This is a genomic window from Pseudomonas sp. GL-B-12 (genome assembly GCF_019955895.1).
In the GTDB taxonomy this organism is placed as follows: domain Bacteria; phylum Pseudomonadota; class Gammaproteobacteria; order Pseudomonadales; family Pseudomonadaceae; genus Aquipseudomonas.
Map to the genome: position 1 here is coordinate 254,233 of NZ_JAHBCX010000044.1, position 18,752 is coordinate 272,984.

The 18,752-nt window shown below is 58.3% G+C and carries 15 protein-coding genes and 1 other RNA gene; 13 read left to right on the forward strand and 3 right to left on the reverse strand.

Features of this window, described 5'->3' with window-relative positions; genetic code table 11:
* Nucleotides 1–107 precede the first annotated feature (107 nt).
* The 13 genes from KGA85_RS23560 (at nt 108) to KGA85_RS23620 (ending at nt 14,781) form a co-directional block, all read left to right on the forward strand.
* Nucleotides 108–1,802 carry a lactate permease LctP family transporter gene (locus KGA85_RS23560; protein WP_223454189.1) on the forward strand — a complete coding sequence of 565 codons (1,695 nt, stop codon included), beginning with the start codon at nt 108–110 and terminating at the stop codon, nt 1,800–1,802.
* Nucleotides 1,803–1,952: 150 nt separating this feature from the next.
* Nucleotides 1,953–2,777 (forward strand): (Fe-S)-binding protein, encoded by an 825-nt coding sequence (locus tag KGA85_RS23565; RefSeq protein ID WP_223543396.1) that lies wholly within the window; start codon nt 1,953–1,955, stop codon nt 2,775–2,777.
* Nucleotides 2,774–4,228, forward strand: coding sequence for a LutB/LldF family L-lactate oxidation iron-sulfur protein (locus KGA85_RS23570; RefSeq protein WP_223454192.1), 1,455 nt, complete (start codon nt 2,774–2,776; stop codon nt 4,226–4,228). Before KGA85_RS23565 ends, KGA85_RS23570 begins: the two co-directional genes overlap by 4 nt.
* A complete protein-coding gene (locus KGA85_RS23575) occupies nt 4,228–4,899 on the forward strand; it encodes a lactate utilization protein C (protein ID WP_223454194.1) in 672 nt (223 codons plus the stop codon). Before KGA85_RS23570 ends, KGA85_RS23575 begins: the two co-directional genes overlap by 1 nt.
* A complete protein-coding gene (locus KGA85_RS23580) occupies nt 4,896–7,709 on the forward strand; it encodes an FAD-binding and (Fe-S)-binding domain-containing protein (RefSeq protein ID WP_223454195.1) in 2,814 nt (937 codons plus the stop codon). Before KGA85_RS23575 ends, KGA85_RS23580 begins: the two co-directional genes overlap by 4 nt.
* Before the next feature lie 198 nt (nt 7,710–7,907).
* Nucleotides 7,908–8,183 (forward strand): hypothetical protein, encoded by a 276-nt coding sequence (locus KGA85_RS23585; protein WP_223454197.1) that lies wholly within the window; start codon nt 7,908–7,910, stop codon nt 8,181–8,183.
* Nucleotides 8,184–8,519: 336 nt separating this feature from the next.
* The gene (locus KGA85_RS23590; protein ID WP_223454199.1) at nt 8,520–8,798 is read left to right on the forward strand and encodes a hypothetical protein; all 279 of its coding nucleotides are present in this window, start codon (nt 8,520–8,522) and stop codon (nt 8,796–8,798) included.
* 94 nt (nt 8,799–8,892) lie between these two features.
* Nucleotides 8,893–9,286: a transfer-messenger RNA gene (ssrA, locus tag KGA85_RS23595) on the forward strand.
* 187 nt (nt 9,287–9,473) lie between these two features.
* Nucleotides 9,474–10,730 carry an integrase domain-containing protein gene (locus KGA85_RS23600; protein ID WP_223543397.1) on the forward strand — a complete coding sequence of 419 codons (1,257 nt, stop codon included), beginning with the start codon at nt 9,474–9,476 and terminating at the stop codon, nt 10,728–10,730.
* A 1,029-nt stretch (nt 10,731–11,759) separates the two neighbouring features.
* Nucleotides 11,760–13,160 (forward strand): YfjI family protein, encoded by a 1,401-nt coding sequence (locus KGA85_RS23605; RefSeq protein WP_223543398.1) that lies wholly within the window; start codon nt 11,760–11,762, stop codon nt 13,158–13,160.
* Complete coding sequence (locus tag KGA85_RS23610; RefSeq protein ID WP_223543399.1) at nt 13,144–13,503, forward strand: hypothetical protein; 360 nt, start codon at nt 13,144–13,146, stop codon at nt 13,501–13,503. Before KGA85_RS23605 ends, KGA85_RS23610 begins: the two co-directional genes overlap by 17 nt.
* On the forward strand, nt 13,481–14,461 hold the full coding sequence (locus KGA85_RS23615) for an integrase domain-containing protein (protein ID WP_223543405.1): 981 nt from the start codon (nt 13,481–13,483) through the stop codon (nt 14,459–14,461). The genes KGA85_RS23610 and KGA85_RS23615 overlap by 23 nt, the downstream gene beginning before the upstream one ends.
* Nucleotides 14,458–14,781, forward strand: a complete 324-nt coding sequence (locus KGA85_RS23620; protein ID WP_223543400.1) for a hypothetical protein — start codon at nt 14,458–14,460, stop codon at nt 14,779–14,781. The genes KGA85_RS23615 and KGA85_RS23620 overlap by 4 nt, the downstream gene beginning before the upstream one ends.
* Here the strand turns inward: KGA85_RS23620 and qatC are convergent.
* The 3 genes from qatC to KGA85_RS23635 all read right to left on the reverse strand — a co-directional run bounded on the left by qatC (nt 14,758) and on the right by KGA85_RS23635 (nt 18,727).
* The gene (qatC, locus tag KGA85_RS23625; RefSeq protein WP_317850336.1) at nt 14,758–16,086 is read right to left on the reverse strand and encodes a Qat anti-phage system QueC-like protein QatC; all 1,329 of its coding nucleotides are present in this window, start codon (nt 16,084–16,086) and stop codon (nt 14,758–14,760) included. The two genes, KGA85_RS23620 and qatC, sit on opposite strands and share 24 nt — an antisense overlap.
* A complete protein-coding gene (locus tag KGA85_RS23630; RefSeq protein WP_223543402.1) occupies nt 16,065–16,580 on the reverse strand; it encodes a hypothetical protein in 516 nt (171 codons plus the stop codon). Before KGA85_RS23630 ends, qatC begins: the two co-directional genes overlap by 22 nt.
* A gap of 236 nt (nt 16,581–16,816) precedes the next feature.
* Complete coding sequence (locus tag KGA85_RS23635; RefSeq protein ID WP_223543403.1) at nt 16,817–18,727, reverse strand: P-loop NTPase fold protein; 1,911 nt, start codon at nt 18,725–18,727, stop codon at nt 16,817–16,819.
* Nucleotides 18,728–18,752: the final 25 nt, after the last annotated feature.

An 18,752-nucleotide genomic window follows, 5' to 3' on the forward strand; every position in this document is an offset into this window, starting at 1 on the left:
CGCCTACAAGGCTTTTACCCTAGCCAACAGCGATTGTAAATTGGTCTTACCAATTATCCAAAAACGCTGATCAGTGCCTGACCAACAACAATTAGGGGCCACCCCATATGCAAACCTGGCAACAGCTCTATACCCCGCTCGGCAGCCTCGGCCTGTCCGCACTCGCCGCCGTCATCCCCATCGTGTTTTTCTTCCTGGCTTTGGCCGTATTCCGCCTCAAAGGGCATGTGGCCGGCAGCATCACCCTGGCTTTGTCGATTCTGGTGGCGATCTTCGCTTTCCAGATGCCGGTCGATATGGCGTTCGCCGCCGCCGGGTATGGCTTCGCTTATGGCCTGTGGCCGATTGCCTGGATCATCGTGGCAGCGGTGTTCCTCTACAAACTGACGGTCAAGAGTGGCCAGTTTGAAGTCATCCGCAGTTCGGTTCTGTCGATCACCGATGACCAGCGCCTGCAGGTCCTGCTGATCGGTTTCTGCTTCGGCGCCTTCCTCGAAGGTGCGGCCGGCTTTGGCGCACCCGTGGCGATTACCGCTGCACTACTGGTAGGTCTTGGCTTCAACCCGCTGTACGCCGCTGGCTTGTGTCTGATCGCCAACACCGCGCCGGTGGCCTTCGGCGCCCTGGGCATTCCGATCATCGTTGCCGGGCAAGTCACCGGCATCGACGCGTTCAAGATCGGCGCCATGACCGGCCGCCAATTGCCGCTGCTGTCGCTGTTCGTGCCGTTCTGGCTGGTGTTCATGATGGACGGCCTGCGCGGCGTGCGGGAAACCTGGCCGGCAGCCCTGGTGGCCGGCTTGAGCTTTGCCGTGACCCAGTACTTCACCTCGAACTTCATCGGCCCGGAACTGCCGGACATCACCTCGGCTCTGGCCAGCCTGATTTCCTTGACCCTGTTCCTGAAAGTCTGGCAACCAAAACGCGCCGCCGGCCAACACATCGTGGGCGCTGTCTCGGCCTCCGTGGTGAGCGCCAGCGTCGGTGGTTTCGGCCAGAAGCGCACAACCGTGGCTTCGCCTTACAGCCTTGGGGAAATTTTCAAGGCCTGGTCGCCGTTCCTGATCCTGACCGTACTGGTCACCATCTGGACCCTGAAGCCGTTCAAGGCGATGTTCGCCGCCGGCGGTTCGATGTACAGCTTCGTATTCAACTTCGCCATCCCGCACCTGGACCAGATGGTAGTCAAGGTCGCACCCATCGTGGCCGCGCCAACCGCCATTCCGGCAGTATTCAAACTGGACCCGATTTCCGCCACTGGCACAGCGATTTTCTTCTCGGCACTGATCTCGATGCTGGTCCTGAAGGTCAATCTCAAAACTGGTCTTACCACTTTTAAAGAGACCTTCTACGAACTGCGTTGGCCAATCCTGTCCATCGGCATGGTGCTGGCGTTTGCCTTCGTCACCAACTACTCGGGCATGTCTTCGACCATGGCCCTGGTACTGGCTGCGACTGGCGCGGCGTTCCCGTTCTTCTCGCCGTTCCTTGGCTGGCTGGGCGTGTTCCTCACCGGTTCCGATACCTCGTCCAACGCCCTGTTCAGCTCGCTGCAAGCGACCACCGCGCATCAGATCGGTGTCAACGACACCTTGCTGGTGGCGGCGAACACCAGCGGCGGCGTGACCGGCAAGATGATCTCGCCACAATCGATCGCCGTGGCCTGCGCCGCGACCGGCCTGGTGGGCAAAGAATCTGATCTGTTCCGCTTCACCCTCAAGCACAGCCTATTCTTTGCAACAATTGTCGGCTTGATCACGTTGGCCCAGGCCTACTGGTTCACCGGCATGCTGGTGCACTGAGGACTACAAGCAACACGATAAAAACCGACGCCGGGCCACGCCCCCGGCGTCCGCTATTCACACCCCGGTCTGTAAGGCTGCTGAAAGCTTCCGGCTCTATATTCAGCAGCCTCAACAGACGAATAACCGGGACCACCCGGAGACCGCCTGATGAGCGAGCTTTTTTACAACGCCGTGCCGAATGCGACCCGTGTCGCCCCGCCACTGCCCGAGCCTCGGCAGTACCCCAGCGAGAAACCGTCACGGGTCTACCTGTTCGGGACCTGCGTGGTCGATTTGTTCTACCCGGAAGCCGGGATGGACGCGATCCACCTGCTGGAGCGCGAAGGCATTCGTGTCGAATACCCGCAAGGGCAAAGCTGCTGCGGCCAACCGGCCTACACCTCCGGTTACACCGAACAGGCACGGACCGTGGCGCGCTCACAACTGGCGCTGTTTGCCGGGGATTATCCGGTGGTGGTGCCGTCAGGTTCTTGCGCAGGCATGCTGCGCGAACATTACGCCGACTTGTTCAAGGACGAGCCGGACACGTTGAAACAGGTTCAAGCCCTGGCGGCCAGAACCTACGAACTGGCCGAGTTCCTGTTGTTTGTCTGCAAGGTGCAGCTCAAGGACAGCGGCGAGCCCGTAAAAGTGGCGCTGCACACCTCGTGCTCGGCACGCCGCGAGATGAACACCCACCTGCACGGTCGCGAATTATTGGCGCAGTTGAGCAACGTGGAACGGGTCAATCACGATCACGAAAGTGAATGCTGTGGCTTTGGTGGGACATTCAGCGTCCGTATGCCAGAGATTTCCGGCGCGATGGTGGCTGACAAGACCCGGGCGCTGAAGGAATCCGGCGCACACAAGGTATTGAGTGCCGACTGCGGCTGTTTGATGAACATCAACGGCTCGCTGGAAAAACAGCAGGAAGCGTTGCGCGGCCAACATCTGGCTAGCTTCCTCTGGCAACGTACCGGAGGTGGTCAATGAGCACCTCGACGATTATTCCTACGGTCGCCATAGAAGAAGATTTCCGCACCCGCGCCCACAAAGCGCTGGGTGACGCGCAATTGCGAGGCAACTTTCGCAAGGCGATGGATTCACTAATGACCAAACGGGCAGCGGCGTTCAGCGATGCCCATGAAAGAGAACATTTGCGCGCGCTGGGCAATGCTGTCCGCGCCCGTGCGTTATCCAAGTTGCCCGAGCTGCTCGAACAACTTGAACAGAACCTGACCCGCAACGGTGTGACAGTGCACTGGGCGGAAACGGTGGACGAGGCCAACGGCATCGTCCTCTCGATCATCCGCGCTCACGAGGGGCGGCAAGTGATCAAGGGCAAATCGATGGTCAGCGAAGAGATGGAGATGAACCATTTCCTCGAGGCTCAAGGCATTGAATGCCTGGAGTCCGACATGGGGGAATACATCGTCCAGCTCGACCACGAGAAGCCTTCACACATCATTATGCCGGCGATCCACAAGAATGCCGGTCAGGTCGCGTCCTTGTTCCACGACAAACTTGGGGTGGAATATACCAAGGACGTTGACCAACTCATTCAGATCGGTCGCAAGGTCTTGCGGCAGAAATTCTTCGAAGCGGACATCGGTGTCTCCGGTGTCAACTTCGCCGTGGCCGAAACCGGCACCCTGCTGCTGGTAGAAAACGAAGGCAACGGTCGCATGACCACTACCGTGCCGCCCGTGCATATCGCCGTTACCGGTATCGAAAAGGTTGTGGAAAACCTACGCGATGTGGTGCCGCTGCTGTCGCTGCTGACCCGCTCAGCCCTCGGTATTCCAATCACTACCTACGTCAACATGATCTCCGGCCCGCGCAAGGAACATGAACTCGACGGCCCGCAGGAAGTACACCTGGTACTGCTCGACAACGGCCGCAGCCAGGCCTTTGCCGACAGCGAACTGCGCCAGACCCTGAACTGCATTCGCTGCGGCGCCTGTATGAATCATTGCCCGGTGTATACCCGAATCGGTGGTCACGCCTATGGGGAGGTTTACCCCGGGCCTATCGGAAAAATCATTACCCCGCACATGGTTGGCCTGGCGAAAGTGCCAGATCACCCGAGCGCTTCTTCACTGTGCGGTGCTTGCGGTGAAGTTTGCCCGGTGAAAATCCCGATCCCTGCTTTGCTGCGGCGCCTGCGGGAAGAAAACGTCAAGGCCCCGGACAGCCCCCATCAAGTGATGCGCGGTCAGGGTAGCAAGTATTCGCGCAAGGAGCGGTTCATCTGGAATGCCTGGGCGAAGCTTAATAGCTCGCCGACGCTCTATCGCCTGTTCGGTTTCTTCGCCACCCGTTTGCGCGCCCTCACGCCGAGCAACGTCGGCCCGTGGACGCAAAACCACAGCGCACCGAAACCCGCTGCCCGCTCGCTGCATGACATGGCCCGCGAACATTTGGCCAAACAGGGAGACCGTTGATGAGCGCCAAGCAAAATATCCTCGCCAAACTGCGCAAAAGCCTGACAGGCACCACGCCGGTGGCTGACAACTTCGATGTCGACCTGGTGACCCAGCCTTACACCTACGCTCCTGAGCAGCGCATTGCGCAACTGCGCAAACTGATGGAAGCGGTGCACACGGAAATTCATCTGACGTCCGGCGAAGAGTGGCCGACGCTACTCGCGCACTTGCTGCGGGACCGCCAGTTGCCGAGTCTGCTGATCGCACCGACGACACCCCACGGTCAACGGATCACACAGCACTGGGCGAATAATCCCGGCCTGCCAATGCTCAAGGCCTACGACCGCCCGGTTGAAGAATGGAAAGCCGAGCTGTTCAACGACACCCCGGCGAGCATCACTGGAACCCTCGGCGCCATCGCTGCCACGGGCAGCCTGATTCTCTGGCCGACCCGGGAAGAACCACGCCTGATGAGCCTCGCGCCACCGGTGCATTTCGCCTTGCTCAAGGCCAGTGAAATCCGCGACAACTTCTATCAGGTGCAACAGGAATTCGAATGGGCCCAGGGCATGCCGACCAACGCGCTGCTGGTATCCGGCCCATCGAAGACCGCCGACATCGAACAAGTGCTGGCGTACGGCGCCCACGGTCCGAAGGACCTGGTGGTACTGATCCTGGAGGACCAATGAGTCTACCGGCCGCTTTCCTGCGTGATGCACAGCAACTGATTCCTCAAGAGCGACGTTTCGACGACCCGTTGTCGACCCTGGCCTTCGGCACCGACGCCAGCTTCTATCGCTTGATTCCGCAACTGGTGATCCGCGTCGAGTCCGAAGACGAAGTGGTGGCACTGCTGCAACTGGCGCAACGTGATCAGGTGCCGGTGACCTTCCGCGCCGCCGGCACCAGTTTGTCCGGCCAAGCCATCAGCGACTCGGTGCTGATCGTACTGGGGGATAACTGGAACGGTCGCGAGATCCGCGGCCATGGCACGCAAATCCGCTTGCAACCGGGCGTGATCGGCGCTCAGGCCAACGCCTGGCTGGCACCGTTCGGGCGCAAGATCGGCCCGGACCCAGCCTCGATCAACGCCTGCAAGATCGGCGGCATCGTCGCCAACAATGCCAGCGGCATGTGCTGCGGCACCGCGCAAAACACCTATCACACCCTGGCCGGGATTCGCCTGGTGCTGGCCGACGGCAGTCGTCTCGACACTGAAGATACCGCCAGCCTCGCAGCGTTTCGCCAAAGCCACGCCGCCCTGCTGGAGCGCTTGGCGACCCTGGGCCGCGAGACCCGCGCAAACGCCGAACTGGCTGCGAAAATCCGCCACAAATACCGTCTAAAAAATACCACCGGCCTGTCGCTCAATGCCCTGGTGGATTTCGACGAGCCTGTGGATATCTTGAGCCACTTGCTGGTGGGCTCCGAGGGCACGCTCGGGTTCATCAGTGCCGTGACTTACGACACCGTGATCGACCACCCGAATAAAGCCTCGGCGTTGATCGTCTTCCCGGACGTGGAAACCTGTTGCAACGCAGTGACAGTGCTGAAAAGCCAACCGGTGTCGGCCGTGGAACTGCTGGACCGGCGCAGTCTGCGTTCAGTGCAGGACAAACCCGGCATGCCGGCTTTCGTACAGCATCTGTCGAACAATGCCTGCGCCCTGCTCATCGAATCCCGCGCCGCATCGTCGACATTACTGCACGAGCAACTGGCGCAAATCATGGCTTCACTAAGCCCGTTTCCGGTGGAGAAACAAGTCGACTTCACCGAAGACCCGCAGGAAAACGCCCGTCTCTGGGCCATCCGCAAAGACACCTTCCCGGCCGTAGGCGCAGTGCGCAAGACCGGCACCACGGTGATCATCGAAGACGTCACCTTCCCGGTCGAACAGCTGGCCATCGGCGTCAACCGCCTGATCGAACTGTTCGACAAACATCACTACGACGAAGCGATCCTTTTCGGACACGCGCTGGAAGGCAATCTGCACTTCGTCTTCACCCAAGGCTTCAACAACCCAGAAGAAGTCGCACGCTATCAGGCGTTCATGGACGACGTGGCGCAACTGGTGGCGGTGGAGTTCGGCGGTTCGCTGAAAGCCGAACACGGCACCGGGCGCAACATGGCGCCATTTGTTGAACTGGAATGGGGCAGCGATGCCTACCAGTTGATGTGGCAGCTCAAACGACTGCTCGACCCCAACGGCATTCTCAACCCGGACGTGGTGCTCAGCGTAGATCCACAGATCCACCTCAAGCACCTCAAGCCCTTGCCTGCCGCTGACGAGATTGTGGACAAGTGCATCGAATGCGGCTTCTGCGAACCGGTCTGCCCGTCGAAAGGCCTGACCCTGAGCCCGCGCCAGCGCATCGTGATCTGGCGCGACATTCAGGCGAAGAAACGCGCGGGCATCGATACGTCCGAACTCGAAGCCGCCTACGACTATCAAGGTATCGATACCTGCGCCGCCACCGGCCTCTGCGCGCAACGTTGCCCGGTCGGCATCAATACCGGCGAGCTGGTGAAAAAGCTGCGTAGCCGGAAGGCGACGCATACGAAAACCGCCAACTGGCTTGAAGGACATTTCGCCACGGCACTGCAAGGTGCGCGCTTCACCCTGCACGTGGCCAATGGCGCGCGGATGTTGCTGGGGGCACCAAGATTGGCGAAATTGTCGGCGACGTTGACGCGCCTGTCCAAGGGTCAGGTCCCGCAGTGGACCAACGCGATGCCGCAACCGGAAAAAGCCATTCGCTTCAGTCCGGCGGTGACGGACGCGCGCCCGCGCGTGGTCTATCTTGCGGCCTGTGTATCCCGCGCCATGGGGCCGGCGGCGGGCGACACGGAGCAAATGTCGCTGCACGACAAGACCCGTGGCCTGCTGGAAAAGGCCGGCTATCAAGTGGTGTTCCCGGACAACCTGGACAGCCTTTGCTGTGGTCAGCCGTTCGCCTCCAAAGGCTATGTCGAACAAGCCGAGCACAAACGACAGGAACTGATCGGCGCCCTGCTGCACGCCAGCCGCGGCGGTCTCGACCCGATCTACTGCGACACCAGCCCCTGCACCTTGCGCCTGGTTCAAGACCTCGGTGAAGTCCGTCTGGACCTGTACGACCCTGTGCGGTTCATCCGCACACACTTGATGGATCGCCTGACGTTCACGCCACAGGACGCACCGATTGCCGTGCACGTGACGTGCAGTACGCAGCACCTCGGGGAAAGCCAGGCGCTGATCGATCTGGCGCGCAAGTGCAGCAAAACCGTGGTGATTCCCGAAGGCATTCACTGCTGTGGCTTCGCTGGCGACAAGGGTTTCACCACGCCGGAGTTGAACGCCCATTCGCTGCGCACGCTCAAGGACGCGGTGCAGCAGTGCAGCGAGGGGATATCGACCAGCCGCACCTGTGAGATCGGTCTGACGCAACATGGCGGCATTGACTACCACGGACTAGTCTATCTGGTGGACCGCGTTACCCAGGCTAGGGTGCCCTCATAGCAGGATCTATAGGAAGGTGCATAGACGTGCATTCCTTAACGCTACTTGCCGGAATCGACAGCTCTACAGTAGAAAAGCAGAACCCTGACGTGCCGCCGCAGTCCACTGATCAAGTCCCGCTAATGTGGGACCTCCTAAAACTCGGTAGACCGTTTTGATGGCCAGCAATGCCTGGTCCTTCAGTCCAAGGAGATACACATGAATCGTTCTGTGCTGTTAGGTTTGTTCGTTGTTGCTTCCATGATGGCTTCCACTTCGTTTGCGGCCGAAAAAGACCAATGCGCGGTCAACCTGCAAACCATCGAAAACGGCAAGGCACAGATTCCCGGGGAAATGCTTGACCAGGTGGAGGCCTCCATCAAGAAAGCCAAAGCCGACCAGGCAAAAGGCACCAAGGCAGGTATTGATGATTGCATCGCCGAGACCAACCAAACCATTATGGACGTCACGAACGCGCACAAAGGCGGGAAATAACGCTCAGCTCAGGGCCAGCCTTCGGGCTGGCCTTCCCGGCCTTGTTGGCGTACATCAACAACCGTGTACTGGCAGCCGGGAGTTCAAAGCCCGGCAGCATCCGATACGAAGCAAACCAAAACCCGCCAATTGCGGGTTTTGTTGCATCCGGGGTCTGGAAATGTGTAACCGTCCGCATCGCTGGAAAAGCTCGACACCTTTTCTGAAAAAACCGAATTCTTGCGTTGAATCGTAGTCTTTGAGGTAGGCCACATCAGATCGTGGCTGATTTTTCGGGCTCGGCTTGGCCGTCCGCCAATACGGCAGCATCGAGACCATCAGCTCAAGGAGATATCCATGAAACGTACCGCACTCGCTGGTCTGTTCATTTCTGCTGCAATGTTGGCCTCTCCTGTATTTGCAGCGGACAACAACCTTTGTACGAGCAAGTTGCAAGAGCTCAAAGGCAGAGTGAATGCACTGCCGGCGAGCTCTGGAAACACCACGATGGAGATCAAAAGACTGATGTCCAGCGCCGAAGCCTCACAAGCCTCCGGAGACGACAAAAAATGCGTCACCGAAGCCACCCAGGCATTGGCACTCGCTGACAAACAGAGCAACGAACCCAACCCATGATCTGTGGTGGCCAACCTTCGGGTTGGCCTTCCGGCTCGCGTTGGCGTACACTGTACAGGCTTGTTGCTCACTTGATTCAAAGAGCACCAGGCTCGGGGCCGTTTAGGATTCGACGCCGGTTGCGAAACTTTAGGTGCATGCCGAGTTGGTAACAGAACTCGTAAATCCACTGTTGCAACTTCCTATAGTTGCCAATGACGAAACCTACGGGGAATACGCTCTCGCTGCGTAAGCAGCCTTAGCCCTTCCCTCCTGGTACCTTCGGGTCCAGCAATCATCAGGGGATGTCTGTAAACCCAAAATGATTGTCATATAGAACAGAATCGCCGTGCAGTACGTTGTGGACGAAGCGGCTAAAACTTACACAACTCGCCCAAAGCACCCTGCCCGTCGGGTCGCTGAGGGTTAACTTAATAGACACGGCTACGCATGTAGTACCGACAGCGGAGTACTGGCGGACGGGGGTTCAAATCCCCCCGGCTCCACCACTTCATCATCTAAAGACGTCCACGGACGTCTTTTTTTGTGCCTGCGATCCAGTAAATACGCGGCCTCCAGCGCTTTTTCGGTCTTCTGAGATTTTTTGAGTTCCAGCCATTCGGGTATTCCAAACGGTATTCCAACCCATTCGGTGCTAACCTTTGGAATACCAAATCAGTGCCTGAGGAAAATCTCATGCCTGCTCCAGCCCTCCGTCTATCTGATCGACAGCTCAAGGGAGTCAAACCCGCGTCCAAGGATTACGTCCTCACCGACGGTGACGGTTTGCAACTCCGTGTACGCAGCAACGGCTCTCTGCTGTGGAATTTCAATTACCGTGAACCGGTGACCAAGAACCGCATCAACATGGGCTTGGGCACCTACCCAGAGCTCTCGCTGGCGAACGCCCGAAAGATGGCGGTCGAAGCACGCGAGCTGCTCGCCCAAGGCATCGATCCGAAGGTGCAGCGCGATACGCTGAATGAGGCCAAGCGCGCAGAAACGGAACATACCTTCGAGAACGTGGCCACCGCCTGGTTCGAGCTTAAGAAAGACTCGGTCACGCCGGCCTACGCCGAGGACATTTGGCGGTCGCTCACGCTGCATGTATTTCCAGACCTGAAAGCAACGCCGCTTTCAAAAATCAGCGCACCAATGGTCATCGAACTGCTTCGCCCAATCGAGGCCAAAGGCAGCCTCGAGACAGTGAAGCGATTGAGCCAACGGCTCAACGAGATCATGACCTATGGGGTCAATTCAGGACTGATCTTTGCTAACCCCCTCAGTGGCATTCGCGCAGTATTCAAGAAACCCAAGAAACAGAACATGGCCGCGCTACGACCCGATGAGCTTTCCGAGCTCATGATCGAAATCGCAAACGCCAGCATCAAGCGGATCACCCGCTGCCTGATCGAATGGCAACTGCACACCATGACCCGCCCTGCCGAAGCGGCTACCACCCGATGGGCAGACATCGACTTCGACAAACGCATCTGGACCATCCCGCCGGAGCGCATGAAAAAGCGTCGTCCGCACACCGTCCCACTGACCGAACAGGCACTCGCGTTACTGGAGACGCTCAAGCTCCACAGCGGCCACAGGGAATACGTGTTCCCGGCAGATAGAAACCCGCGCACCCACGCCAACAGTCAGACCGCCAACATGGCGTTGAAACGCATGGGCTTTCAGGACCGCTTGGTCAGCCACGGCATGCGTTCCATGGCCAGCACCATCCTGAACGAACATGGGTGGGATCCGGAGCTAATCGAAGTCGCGCTGGCGCATGTCGACAAGGACGAAGTCCGAAGCGCTTACAACCGAGCGGACTACATCGAGCGCCGGCGTCCGATGATGGCTTGGTGGAGTGAGCACATCCAGAAAGCGGCCACTGGCAACCTGTCGGCATCTGCGATCAATCAAACCAGGGACCACAACGTCGTGCCGATACGGTGAGCGCTCACCGAACGCCGCAGGTAACCGAAAATGACTCCCAAGATAGAGTGATGGTTGATTTGGCGACAGCGGCGACACTGGCGACAACCCGCGTAATTCCTGGTCTGCAGCATGGCGACTGGTGTGGCGACTGTCGCCATTGCAAGCCTCGATCTTGGGGCTTTCTCGGCCAAGCCCACGCGAGCGGGAAGGCTCCGCATTCCCACTCGCATGGGCTCACATTAAAAACCGACGAACGACCACCCGGTCATGGAAAACCACCGGCCGCCAAGGTCTTCCAGCGCTACCAATGGACGCAAGAGTCACCCCCAAAATACGGTTGACCGCCAACAGAACGAGCGCTAAACCAGAACCGTACCAGCGCTGTCCTCGACAGCACCCAGGTAGCCAGAACCTTTGAGGCTACGCCACATCGTGGTGGTTCTCCCCAAGTGCGATTAGCGTCCGGCGGCTCGCACGCTCACAGTGATGTGATGGATGCCTACTTCTACCAGAGTGCCACTGCGGCAACTCATACCCCTTTATAGCTGCCCTGCAGCAACCTTTCCGCTTGGCCATTTCCTTGCGCCAACCTGTTGCCCGTCTCTTTGCCCCCTAAAGAGACGGGCGCTCCTACCACTGCTGCAGCCCTGCTCACACGGGCCTTTGCGGCTTTCCCCCTCGTGACAATCGGCGTGACAAACACCGAATGCTCACTCGCCACAGCGATGCCGATGATGGTGCCGCAGCCCAAGGAATGGACTGCACCTGACTGACAGTCAGGCATGCCCCAGTCATCGCCTCACTGCCTTCACCTGACTCAGGATCTCGCGGTCGGTCTCGTCAGCCAGTGCAGCCTCCACCCGCCCACTTCTTCGGAAGTGCTCAGGAGGCCAGATCATGAGATGCCCAAGCTCCCGGTCGTAAGGAGCCGCCAGTCCCGCGTGAGAGGACAACCCTCACAGGTCGCAGGGGCCTTGATCCCTGATAACACTCAACAACCGTGGCGGGATGAGTGAGGAGGAAGTCGATAATCTGAGGAGAATAGCGATGCAACTGTGCGAAGCGTTCGAGCCACCACAACCATTGCTGGAATACCAGCAGGCGCCACTGCCCTACCCCGTCGAAGCCCTCGGAGAACTGTTGGGCCCTACGGTCCAACGACTGGCCGAAGTGATCGGCGTGCCCTGCGCCATGGCCGCGCAATCGGTGCTGGCTACCACTGCCTTGGTGAGCCAGGGTCATGCCAATGTCCAACTCGACGGCCGAACTTATCCGCTGTCCCTTTACCTACTGACGGTGGCGTCCTCGGGTGATCGCAAAAGCGCGGTGGATCATCTGGCACTGAAGACGGCGCGCGAATGGGAACGACAGCAGTGGACCCTGTATGCGGAAAAGCTCAAAGCTTATCGCGCCGCTACCAGCATCATGGCCAAACCCAAAACCTCAAAGAAACACGCGGAGGCGGAAGGCAGAGAACTATCTGAGCCGGTACCGCCGAGGCTGATCATTGCCGAGCCCACCATTGAGGCTCTGATCAAAAGCCTGTGCCAGGGCTTGCCCAGCATGGGCTTGTTCAATGATGAAGGTGGCCAGTTCCTGGGCAGCAGCACCATGAGCAAAGAGAATCTGCTCAAGGCGATCACCACCTTGTCGACACTGTGGGATGGCAGCCCGATCGACCGGGCGCGCTCCATGGTTGGGGAAAGCCTGCGTGCCTATGATCGCCGCCTCAGCCTGCATTTGATGCTGCAGCCCTACCTGGCCAACCAGCTGTTCAAAGACCCGGTGATCAATGGCCAAGGCATCCTCGGCCGCTGCCTGATCAGCTGGCCCGAACGTCTGGTCGGTCGGCGCTTGTACAAGGCAGTCGACCTGACGCGAGATGCCAAGGTCCAGCGCTACCAAACGCGCATCACCGCCCTACTGGATAAGCCATTGTCGCTGCACAAAGACGGTTCACTTAACCCCGCCAGGCTGGAACTGACGCCCAGCGCTCGCACTGCCTGGATTGATATTCACGACACCATCGAATGCCAGTCCGGCGAGTTCGGTGAGCTGGCGGGTGTCCAATCCGTCGCAGGAAAAGCGGCGGCGAATGTGCTGCGCATCGCCGGTGTGCTCGCGGTAATTGAAGATGCGAATGTAGTGAGTGAGGCCCATATTCAACGCGCCTCAACACTGATGGATTACTACCTGGCGGAGATCCAACGCCTGACCGAACAAGAGCCAATCAACACTTTACGTGAGGAAGCGGATCGACTGCTGCGCTGGCTGACGCAAAAAGGCTGGACCCAATTTACCATCCGCGACCTCAATCGCAACGGCCCTCGTTTTGCCCGCAAGAGCAGCCATCACACCGCCACACTGCTCGTCGAGCTGATCACGCATAACTGGCTGAACAGTCGCGATGCCAAAACTTTCGAGGTCCGCCATGTTTCGCCTCAATGACGCGGTGCGCCGCTACCAGGCGCAACATCAATCGCCACTAGAATCGCGACGTGTCGCCGCCTCTGTCGCCAACCTGTCGCCACGTGCCAGGCCAGAAACGACGCGGGTTGTCGCCACTGTCGCCGCTGTCGCCACACCACCAATTGACCCTGACAACCTCGCCCTGCTGATCGAGCAACTGCGTGAGGAAGGGGCATTGCTGCAACACCAGGAGAACACCCTTCTGATCCGCCCGACACACTGGCGACAGATGGACAGGCTCAGCCCTCACTGGAAAGCCCTACTGCTCTACCTGCAAGACAACGAAAACGGTGATGATGATGGCTCTGGTCGGTCGGCGTGATGGACGCAACTTTGGCTATGGCCGCCAACTGAGCTACGCCGGTCCACAAGCGCTCAACGATCTGTTTGCCGGCGGCCATTTCACCACGGTCAAAGCACATAGCGATCGCTGGCAAGCGTTCGTGCGTTGGTGTCGATCAGTGGACGGCCCAGGTTACAACGATGCGCGCCAGATTGATCGACAGACGCTGCATGACTACGCCGCGTATCTACGCCAGCAGATCCAGCAAGGTGAACTCTGCATCGCTACCGCGCAGAACCGCCTGAGCAGCGTCAACCGTACCCTCGCGGCGCTGCGCGGTGATCAGGATGTCAGGATCGCCAGTCCGAGCCAGGCGTTAGGCAAGCAGCGCTCAAGCGTACGCACCCGCGCGCCGGATGGCCAGAACCGCCAACAGGTTCAACGAGTCGTGGAAGTGCTCGGCGAACAGCACCACGAGCGGGTGGCCGCGATTGTCCTGTTGGCCCGAGCAACCGGCATGCGCCTGCGCGAAGCGATCCTGGCTGACCTGCCACGACTGCAGCGCGAAGCCGAACACTTAGGCCGCATCAACATCCAGGACGGCACCAAAGGCGGTCGTTCAGGGGCTTCAGCGCCGCGATGGGTCGTAGCCAATGCAGAGGTGAAGGCGGCGCTGCAGTTGGCCTGTCATGCGTCGCCGACCCACAGCCGCAACTTGCTGGCCCGAGACGAAAGCTACTCCGTGTTCCTGCAACAGACTGTACTCCCCGCCCGCGAAACGCTGCATGAACACGGGCTGAAGGGTTTCCATGAACTGCGAGCGGCCTACGCTTGCGAACGTTACGAGCAGCTCACTGGCCACGCCGCACCGGTCAATGGTGGTCACTGCTATCGCATTGACCGCGCCCTTGATCAGCAGGCGCGCCAACAAATCAGCGTTGAACTCGGGCATAACCGGATCGATGTGGTTTCGGCCTACATTGGAGGGAGAGCGTGACCAAGCCCTTCGATATGACGCTGTTCCTGAGCGGCGTACTGACCGGTTCTAAGGCCACTCAGCAACGCCACCTACGGCAAGCCCGTACCATGCAAGCGGCCATTCAACAGCGATGGCAGCGAGATAATCCCTGGACCTGGCAGCTCAAGCATGTGCGCTGGTTTCTCGCTCAGCACCTGAAAGACCATTCCGACACCACCCGGTATTACTATCGACTCACCACCCTATTAATCTGGAAGAGATTAGGGAACGACCGCGAATTGCTGATCTGGCATCTCGAGATTACAGCCCCCCCTTCAGAGCAGACCAAGAGACCATAGATAGTTTCTAACCTCTCCCATGCCTCTGGTGGCCACACCTATTAAATAATCACGAGACTGGCGGTGGAGTGGAAGCGGGCCGGATTGACGCACCCATTTCGCGACATCCTCTGCGGGCAATCTGCGGGCCGCCAGGATCATGGCCATCAGGTCATCTCTGGCATTCGCATCCCGAACTACTGAAGTCAGATCCGCTCCTTTGGCATGGTACGCGGTGCCGTCCGTTATTCCGGCAGCGTGGAACGAGGCGCGTCGGATGATGCACGGGACGCACTTACCACACTGCTGGTGTGTCCGCTTCCACTTACCACACGATACCGTTTCCGATGCCAGGATCCTCAAGTTCGCTTGATCTAAGCACCCTGAAAGCATCTCTCCCTTCGTCTGAAGCGCGTACGGATTCTCGACTCGTACAGGCAGGCCGACCGTGTCCAGGATTTGTTGGAATAGACCTAAAAAATGTGGGTGCGTCGTCCTAGTACTCAATGCGCCAATGCGGCGAGCAGTCATTGGAGGGTTCAGCGCAATGAGCCCGTTCTCGGGAACGAAGAGTTCTACTGGTGTGCCAGCGACTCGTAGCTGCGCCAGTGTGGCTCCAACCAGTGCACCATAGGCGAGGAAGTTGAAGCTTCGAGTGCGCATCTGCACATCGGTTTTTCTCCCAGTCAAGGACACCGGATTTGCCACCGCAGCGAATCTTGAGACCTCCACCGGTAGATGATCCCGAACCATGATTTGCTTTTCCGAGTCCCCCCGGTATGCATGACTTATCAGCAATGGGCGTCTGCCCTCAGCTAATAAATTCAACGCTCCAATGCCGCTATCCATACCCCCCGAAAACAAACTGACACAATCGTGGCCGGCCATAACGGTGATGCGACCACGGTTCTGAGATGTGAGCTGCCTGGGTCCATCAGGCAATAGGATGATCTCCCAAAGATCGCCGCTTAAGAAATGCAGAGCCTTCTGTAAAAGCGGTATCGCGGGCTGCCAAAGTTGCGGATCAGCGATAGGGATGAATAAACGAAGGTCCCGTGCCCAACCATCATCAGCTTCTGCTTTATCAACAAAAGTATCTGCGGCCGTTATAGCCATGGCTATGGTCAACAAATCGAACCCGGTTCTACTGACTGGAGCACCCAAACGCCTCACTGCGGCGCGAACCGGCCCCCCGATAGAGCAAGTGCCCCGCGCCGGTGGGCGACTGCCGTACATCAGTACGGGAATTCCATTAGCCGTTTGCGAGCGAAGCTGATCAACTTCGTGATGGAAAATGAGGTCTGTCACTCTTGGTACGCCTCCCATTCACTCCACACTTCGCGGATGGCGGCCATCTGAATCTTTTCAATTTGAGTGCTGGAGAACGCTTTCAGGCTGCCTCCCAACAAGGGACGCATGTGCTTGTCGGTCACCGACTCAACGAGGGAGTACAGTTCCTTTTCGGCCTGCTCGACTTGGCCAGGTGATTCAGCTTTTGCGAATGCATCGTTCGAATCGAGCACCACTTGCCCAAACACGCATTTGGTGACGTACACCAGCATCATCTGTACAAGCATCTCGTCAGTGATGCTCGCGAAATCAAACTCTTGGTAACCCTCTAGGCATTCAGAGAGCGCCTCGTTCATCGCAACCCGAACGCGATCAGAATCGCCGTCCTCAGTGGCAAGCGCCTGCACGAGCATGTCGATAGCAATGTCCGTGTCCTGGCCGTTCAACGCAGCGAGATCCAGTCCCGGGGGGGATTGCCCTTCCCTCAGTGCGGCCATCGCACCAAATAAGGCTCCACCAGCTCCGGCCATGGAGCCAAACCGGGCAGGTCCGATGCCACTGCCACCGGTTGCACCGCCTGCATAGCTGCTTATCGCAGACCGAAGGTAATCACCGTCTCCTGTGGAGACGAATCTCCCCAGATTTGTACGGAAGTCTTTAAATCGCTGCGGAGGAGCTTCCGGTACCTGCTGCCCGTCGGTGTCCACCCACCCTGGCACAAATGGAGAATTGCCCCCAGGCCCTTTGCTTGACGTAGAGGTTCCCATTATTTCTTCTCCCGCTCCTTGTACCAGCTCGCGCCCTTAAGCTTGCTGCTGAGCCAAGGCCGAATTTTGTCCGGCATAACGGTGTGAATGAAGTCCGACAGCAGTGCACCGGCTTCTGGCGATTTTTCGGCAAGCAACTGCGCACCGTCGAAGCCAACAGGCTTGCTTGTCCACTCAGAATGCGCCCGCATCGATTCAATCAGCTGGGTCATGACGGCCGCCTGCTCACCGCCGGAGATCGTCTGTAGAACAGCTTTGGCAGAAGGCGACGAGGTGTTGGACGTCCGTTTGAGCACGGCAAGCGCTTCGGCTGCATCAGCAGAAAGACCTGCACGCAACACCCGTAAGGGAGTGGTTTCCCTGCTCAGATAAACGACCGGACGAAGGTCTACAGTCGAAAGCTGCGGTTCAAGCCTGATCCAATCTCGCACGAGATCTACTTTGGTCCATAAATCCGGACAAGCCCCCGCAAACTTCACGGGGTCTTCCAGCAGGCCCTCCAGTTCGGCCAGCACTTCAGGTTTGCCACCGGCAGCACCATTGATCATCGAGTAAAGATGAGCGACCGCTTTCTCCTCCATGCAACGTTCAAAAAGAGCCACCTTGGCGATTAGGGCCTCGTCTACAGGCATTTCACGCAGTGCCGCTACCCGTACCCTCATTCGAACGACGTTGAGCATACGCTTCACGATCCTGGGGTTACCCAACACGGAGCTGGAGCTTGCGAGCATTGGCGCAATTCGATCAGCAATCGGCAAAGCTTCGGCAACTTCCACTGGCACATTAGAGCCCAGCAGCTCCAAGGCCCTCTCTGTGCTGATGGGCTCGTCTCTCCATGCCTTGCGCAAGTTATCTTCAAGTCCGACTCTCAAGGCCTCGATGCGCTCGCCAGGGACCTTGTTACCGGCCGAGGCAAACAGCATGAATAGGTACGCCCGAACTTCCTGAACGCCCAACCTTGGCACACGAACAGGCACTTGAATAAGTTTGTCCAAGTAATCAGTGACATGACGATCACCAGGATCTTTGAAATGTTCACTGACCGAATGGCGAACCATTTCCTCATCTGCCGCCACGACAAAAGCCGTATGGTTCATGAAGAGGAATAGACGCAGAGCCTCCAAGGTATGGATCGTCTGCTTGGGCAAGCAGCGATCTAAGTTGTCGACAAAAACGACCAACGTTTTGTCGAGACCGATGAGGACATCTGAAAACTCCTTCCGGAACGCCTCGATCTGTTTGGGGGGAGTTTGCTGCTTTTCTGGGCCAAGCAGCCCGGTAAAGCTGTCCTTCGCCTTACCACCTTCATCTTTGAGAGTTCCTAACGAGTCATGATCCGCTTCACCGGAAAAGAGCTTCCCCAGAGCTTCCACCCCTTTCGCCCCAAAACCGAAAGCAGGCATACCAAAAGCAAGCGCTCCGCCTTCGACCATGAGACCAAGCATTCGCATTTTGTTAGCCCGCGCAAAAAGCTTCTTCGCCTCAGGTAGAAAGCTGGTTTCTTCGGCAGCGTCGATAAGGGTGGAGGCGATGACCTCCATCAGCGCGGCGCGGGAGTCATCGAAGCCCTGATACAACCAGGCGTCAAAACGAACGACGACGAATTCAGATGCTCCCTGAGGGGGGTTCAGTCCATGCTCGATCAGATTGAGCAGCGTGGACTTCCCAGTACCCCAGGAACCGAACACGCCTACTGTAACCGGACGCATGGACGGATCACGGATGACGTCCACAACCAGATCCGCCACTTCTGAGTAATTCAGAAAATCGTTTTTTGTATCGACATCAGCCCACATCTGAGCCTCCTTGCTTGCGGACCATCCCTTGCTTACGAGCTGGACTTTCTGCCACAGACACGCAGCATCGCCTTCATAACCGCCATCATTCGTTAAAAAGCGATTCAATGCCACTATTTAGACATCTAGTGGATAACAC

What these genes read in the sequence shown, in the direction of transcription:
- KGA85_RS23565 (WP_223543396.1), top strand. Translation starts at nt 1,953, where the DNA reads ATGAGCGAGCTTTTTTACAACGCCGTGCCGAATGCGACCCGTGTCGCC.
- KGA85_RS23580 (WP_223454195.1), top strand. Translation starts at nt 4,896, where the DNA reads ATGAGTCTACCGGCCGCTTTCCTGCGTGATGCACAGCAACTGATTCCT.
- KGA85_RS23590 (WP_223454199.1), top strand. Translation starts at nt 8,520, where the DNA reads ATGAAACGTACCGCACTCGCTGGTCTGTTCATTTCTGCTGCAATGTTG.
- KGA85_RS23570 (WP_223454192.1), top strand. Translation starts at nt 2,774, where the DNA reads ATGAGCACCTCGACGATTATTCCTACGGTCGCCATAGAAGAAGATTTC.
- KGA85_RS23630 (WP_223543402.1), bottom strand. Translation starts at nt 16,580, where the DNA reads ATGGCCGGAGCTGGTGGAGCCTTATTTGGTGCGATGGCCGCACTGAGG.
- KGA85_RS23600 (WP_223543397.1), top strand. Translation starts at nt 9,474, where the DNA reads ATGCCTGCTCCAGCCCTCCGTCTATCTGATCGACAGCTCAAGGGAGTC.
- qatC (WP_317850336.1), bottom strand. Translation starts at nt 16,086, where the DNA reads ATGGGAGGCGTACCAAGAGTGACAGACCTCATTTTCCATCACGAAGTT.
- KGA85_RS23575 (WP_223454194.1), top strand. Translation starts at nt 4,228, where the DNA reads ATGAGCGCCAAGCAAAATATCCTCGCCAAACTGCGCAAAAGCCTGACA.
- KGA85_RS23610 (WP_223543399.1), top strand. Translation starts at nt 13,144, where the DNA reads ATGTTTCGCCTCAATGACGCGGTGCGCCGCTACCAGGCGCAACATCAA.
- KGA85_RS23560 (WP_223454189.1), top strand. Translation starts at nt 108, where the DNA reads ATGCAAACCTGGCAACAGCTCTATACCCCGCTCGGCAGCCTCGGCCTG.
- KGA85_RS23615 (WP_223543405.1), top strand. Translation starts at nt 13,481, where the DNA reads ATGGCTCTGGTCGGTCGGCGTGATGGACGCAACTTTGGCTATGGCCGC.
- KGA85_RS23585 (WP_223454197.1), top strand. Translation starts at nt 7,908, where the DNA reads ATGAATCGTTCTGTGCTGTTAGGTTTGTTCGTTGTTGCTTCCATGATG.
- KGA85_RS23605 (WP_223543398.1), top strand. Translation starts at nt 11,760, where the DNA reads ATGCAACTGTGCGAAGCGTTCGAGCCACCACAACCATTGCTGGAATAC.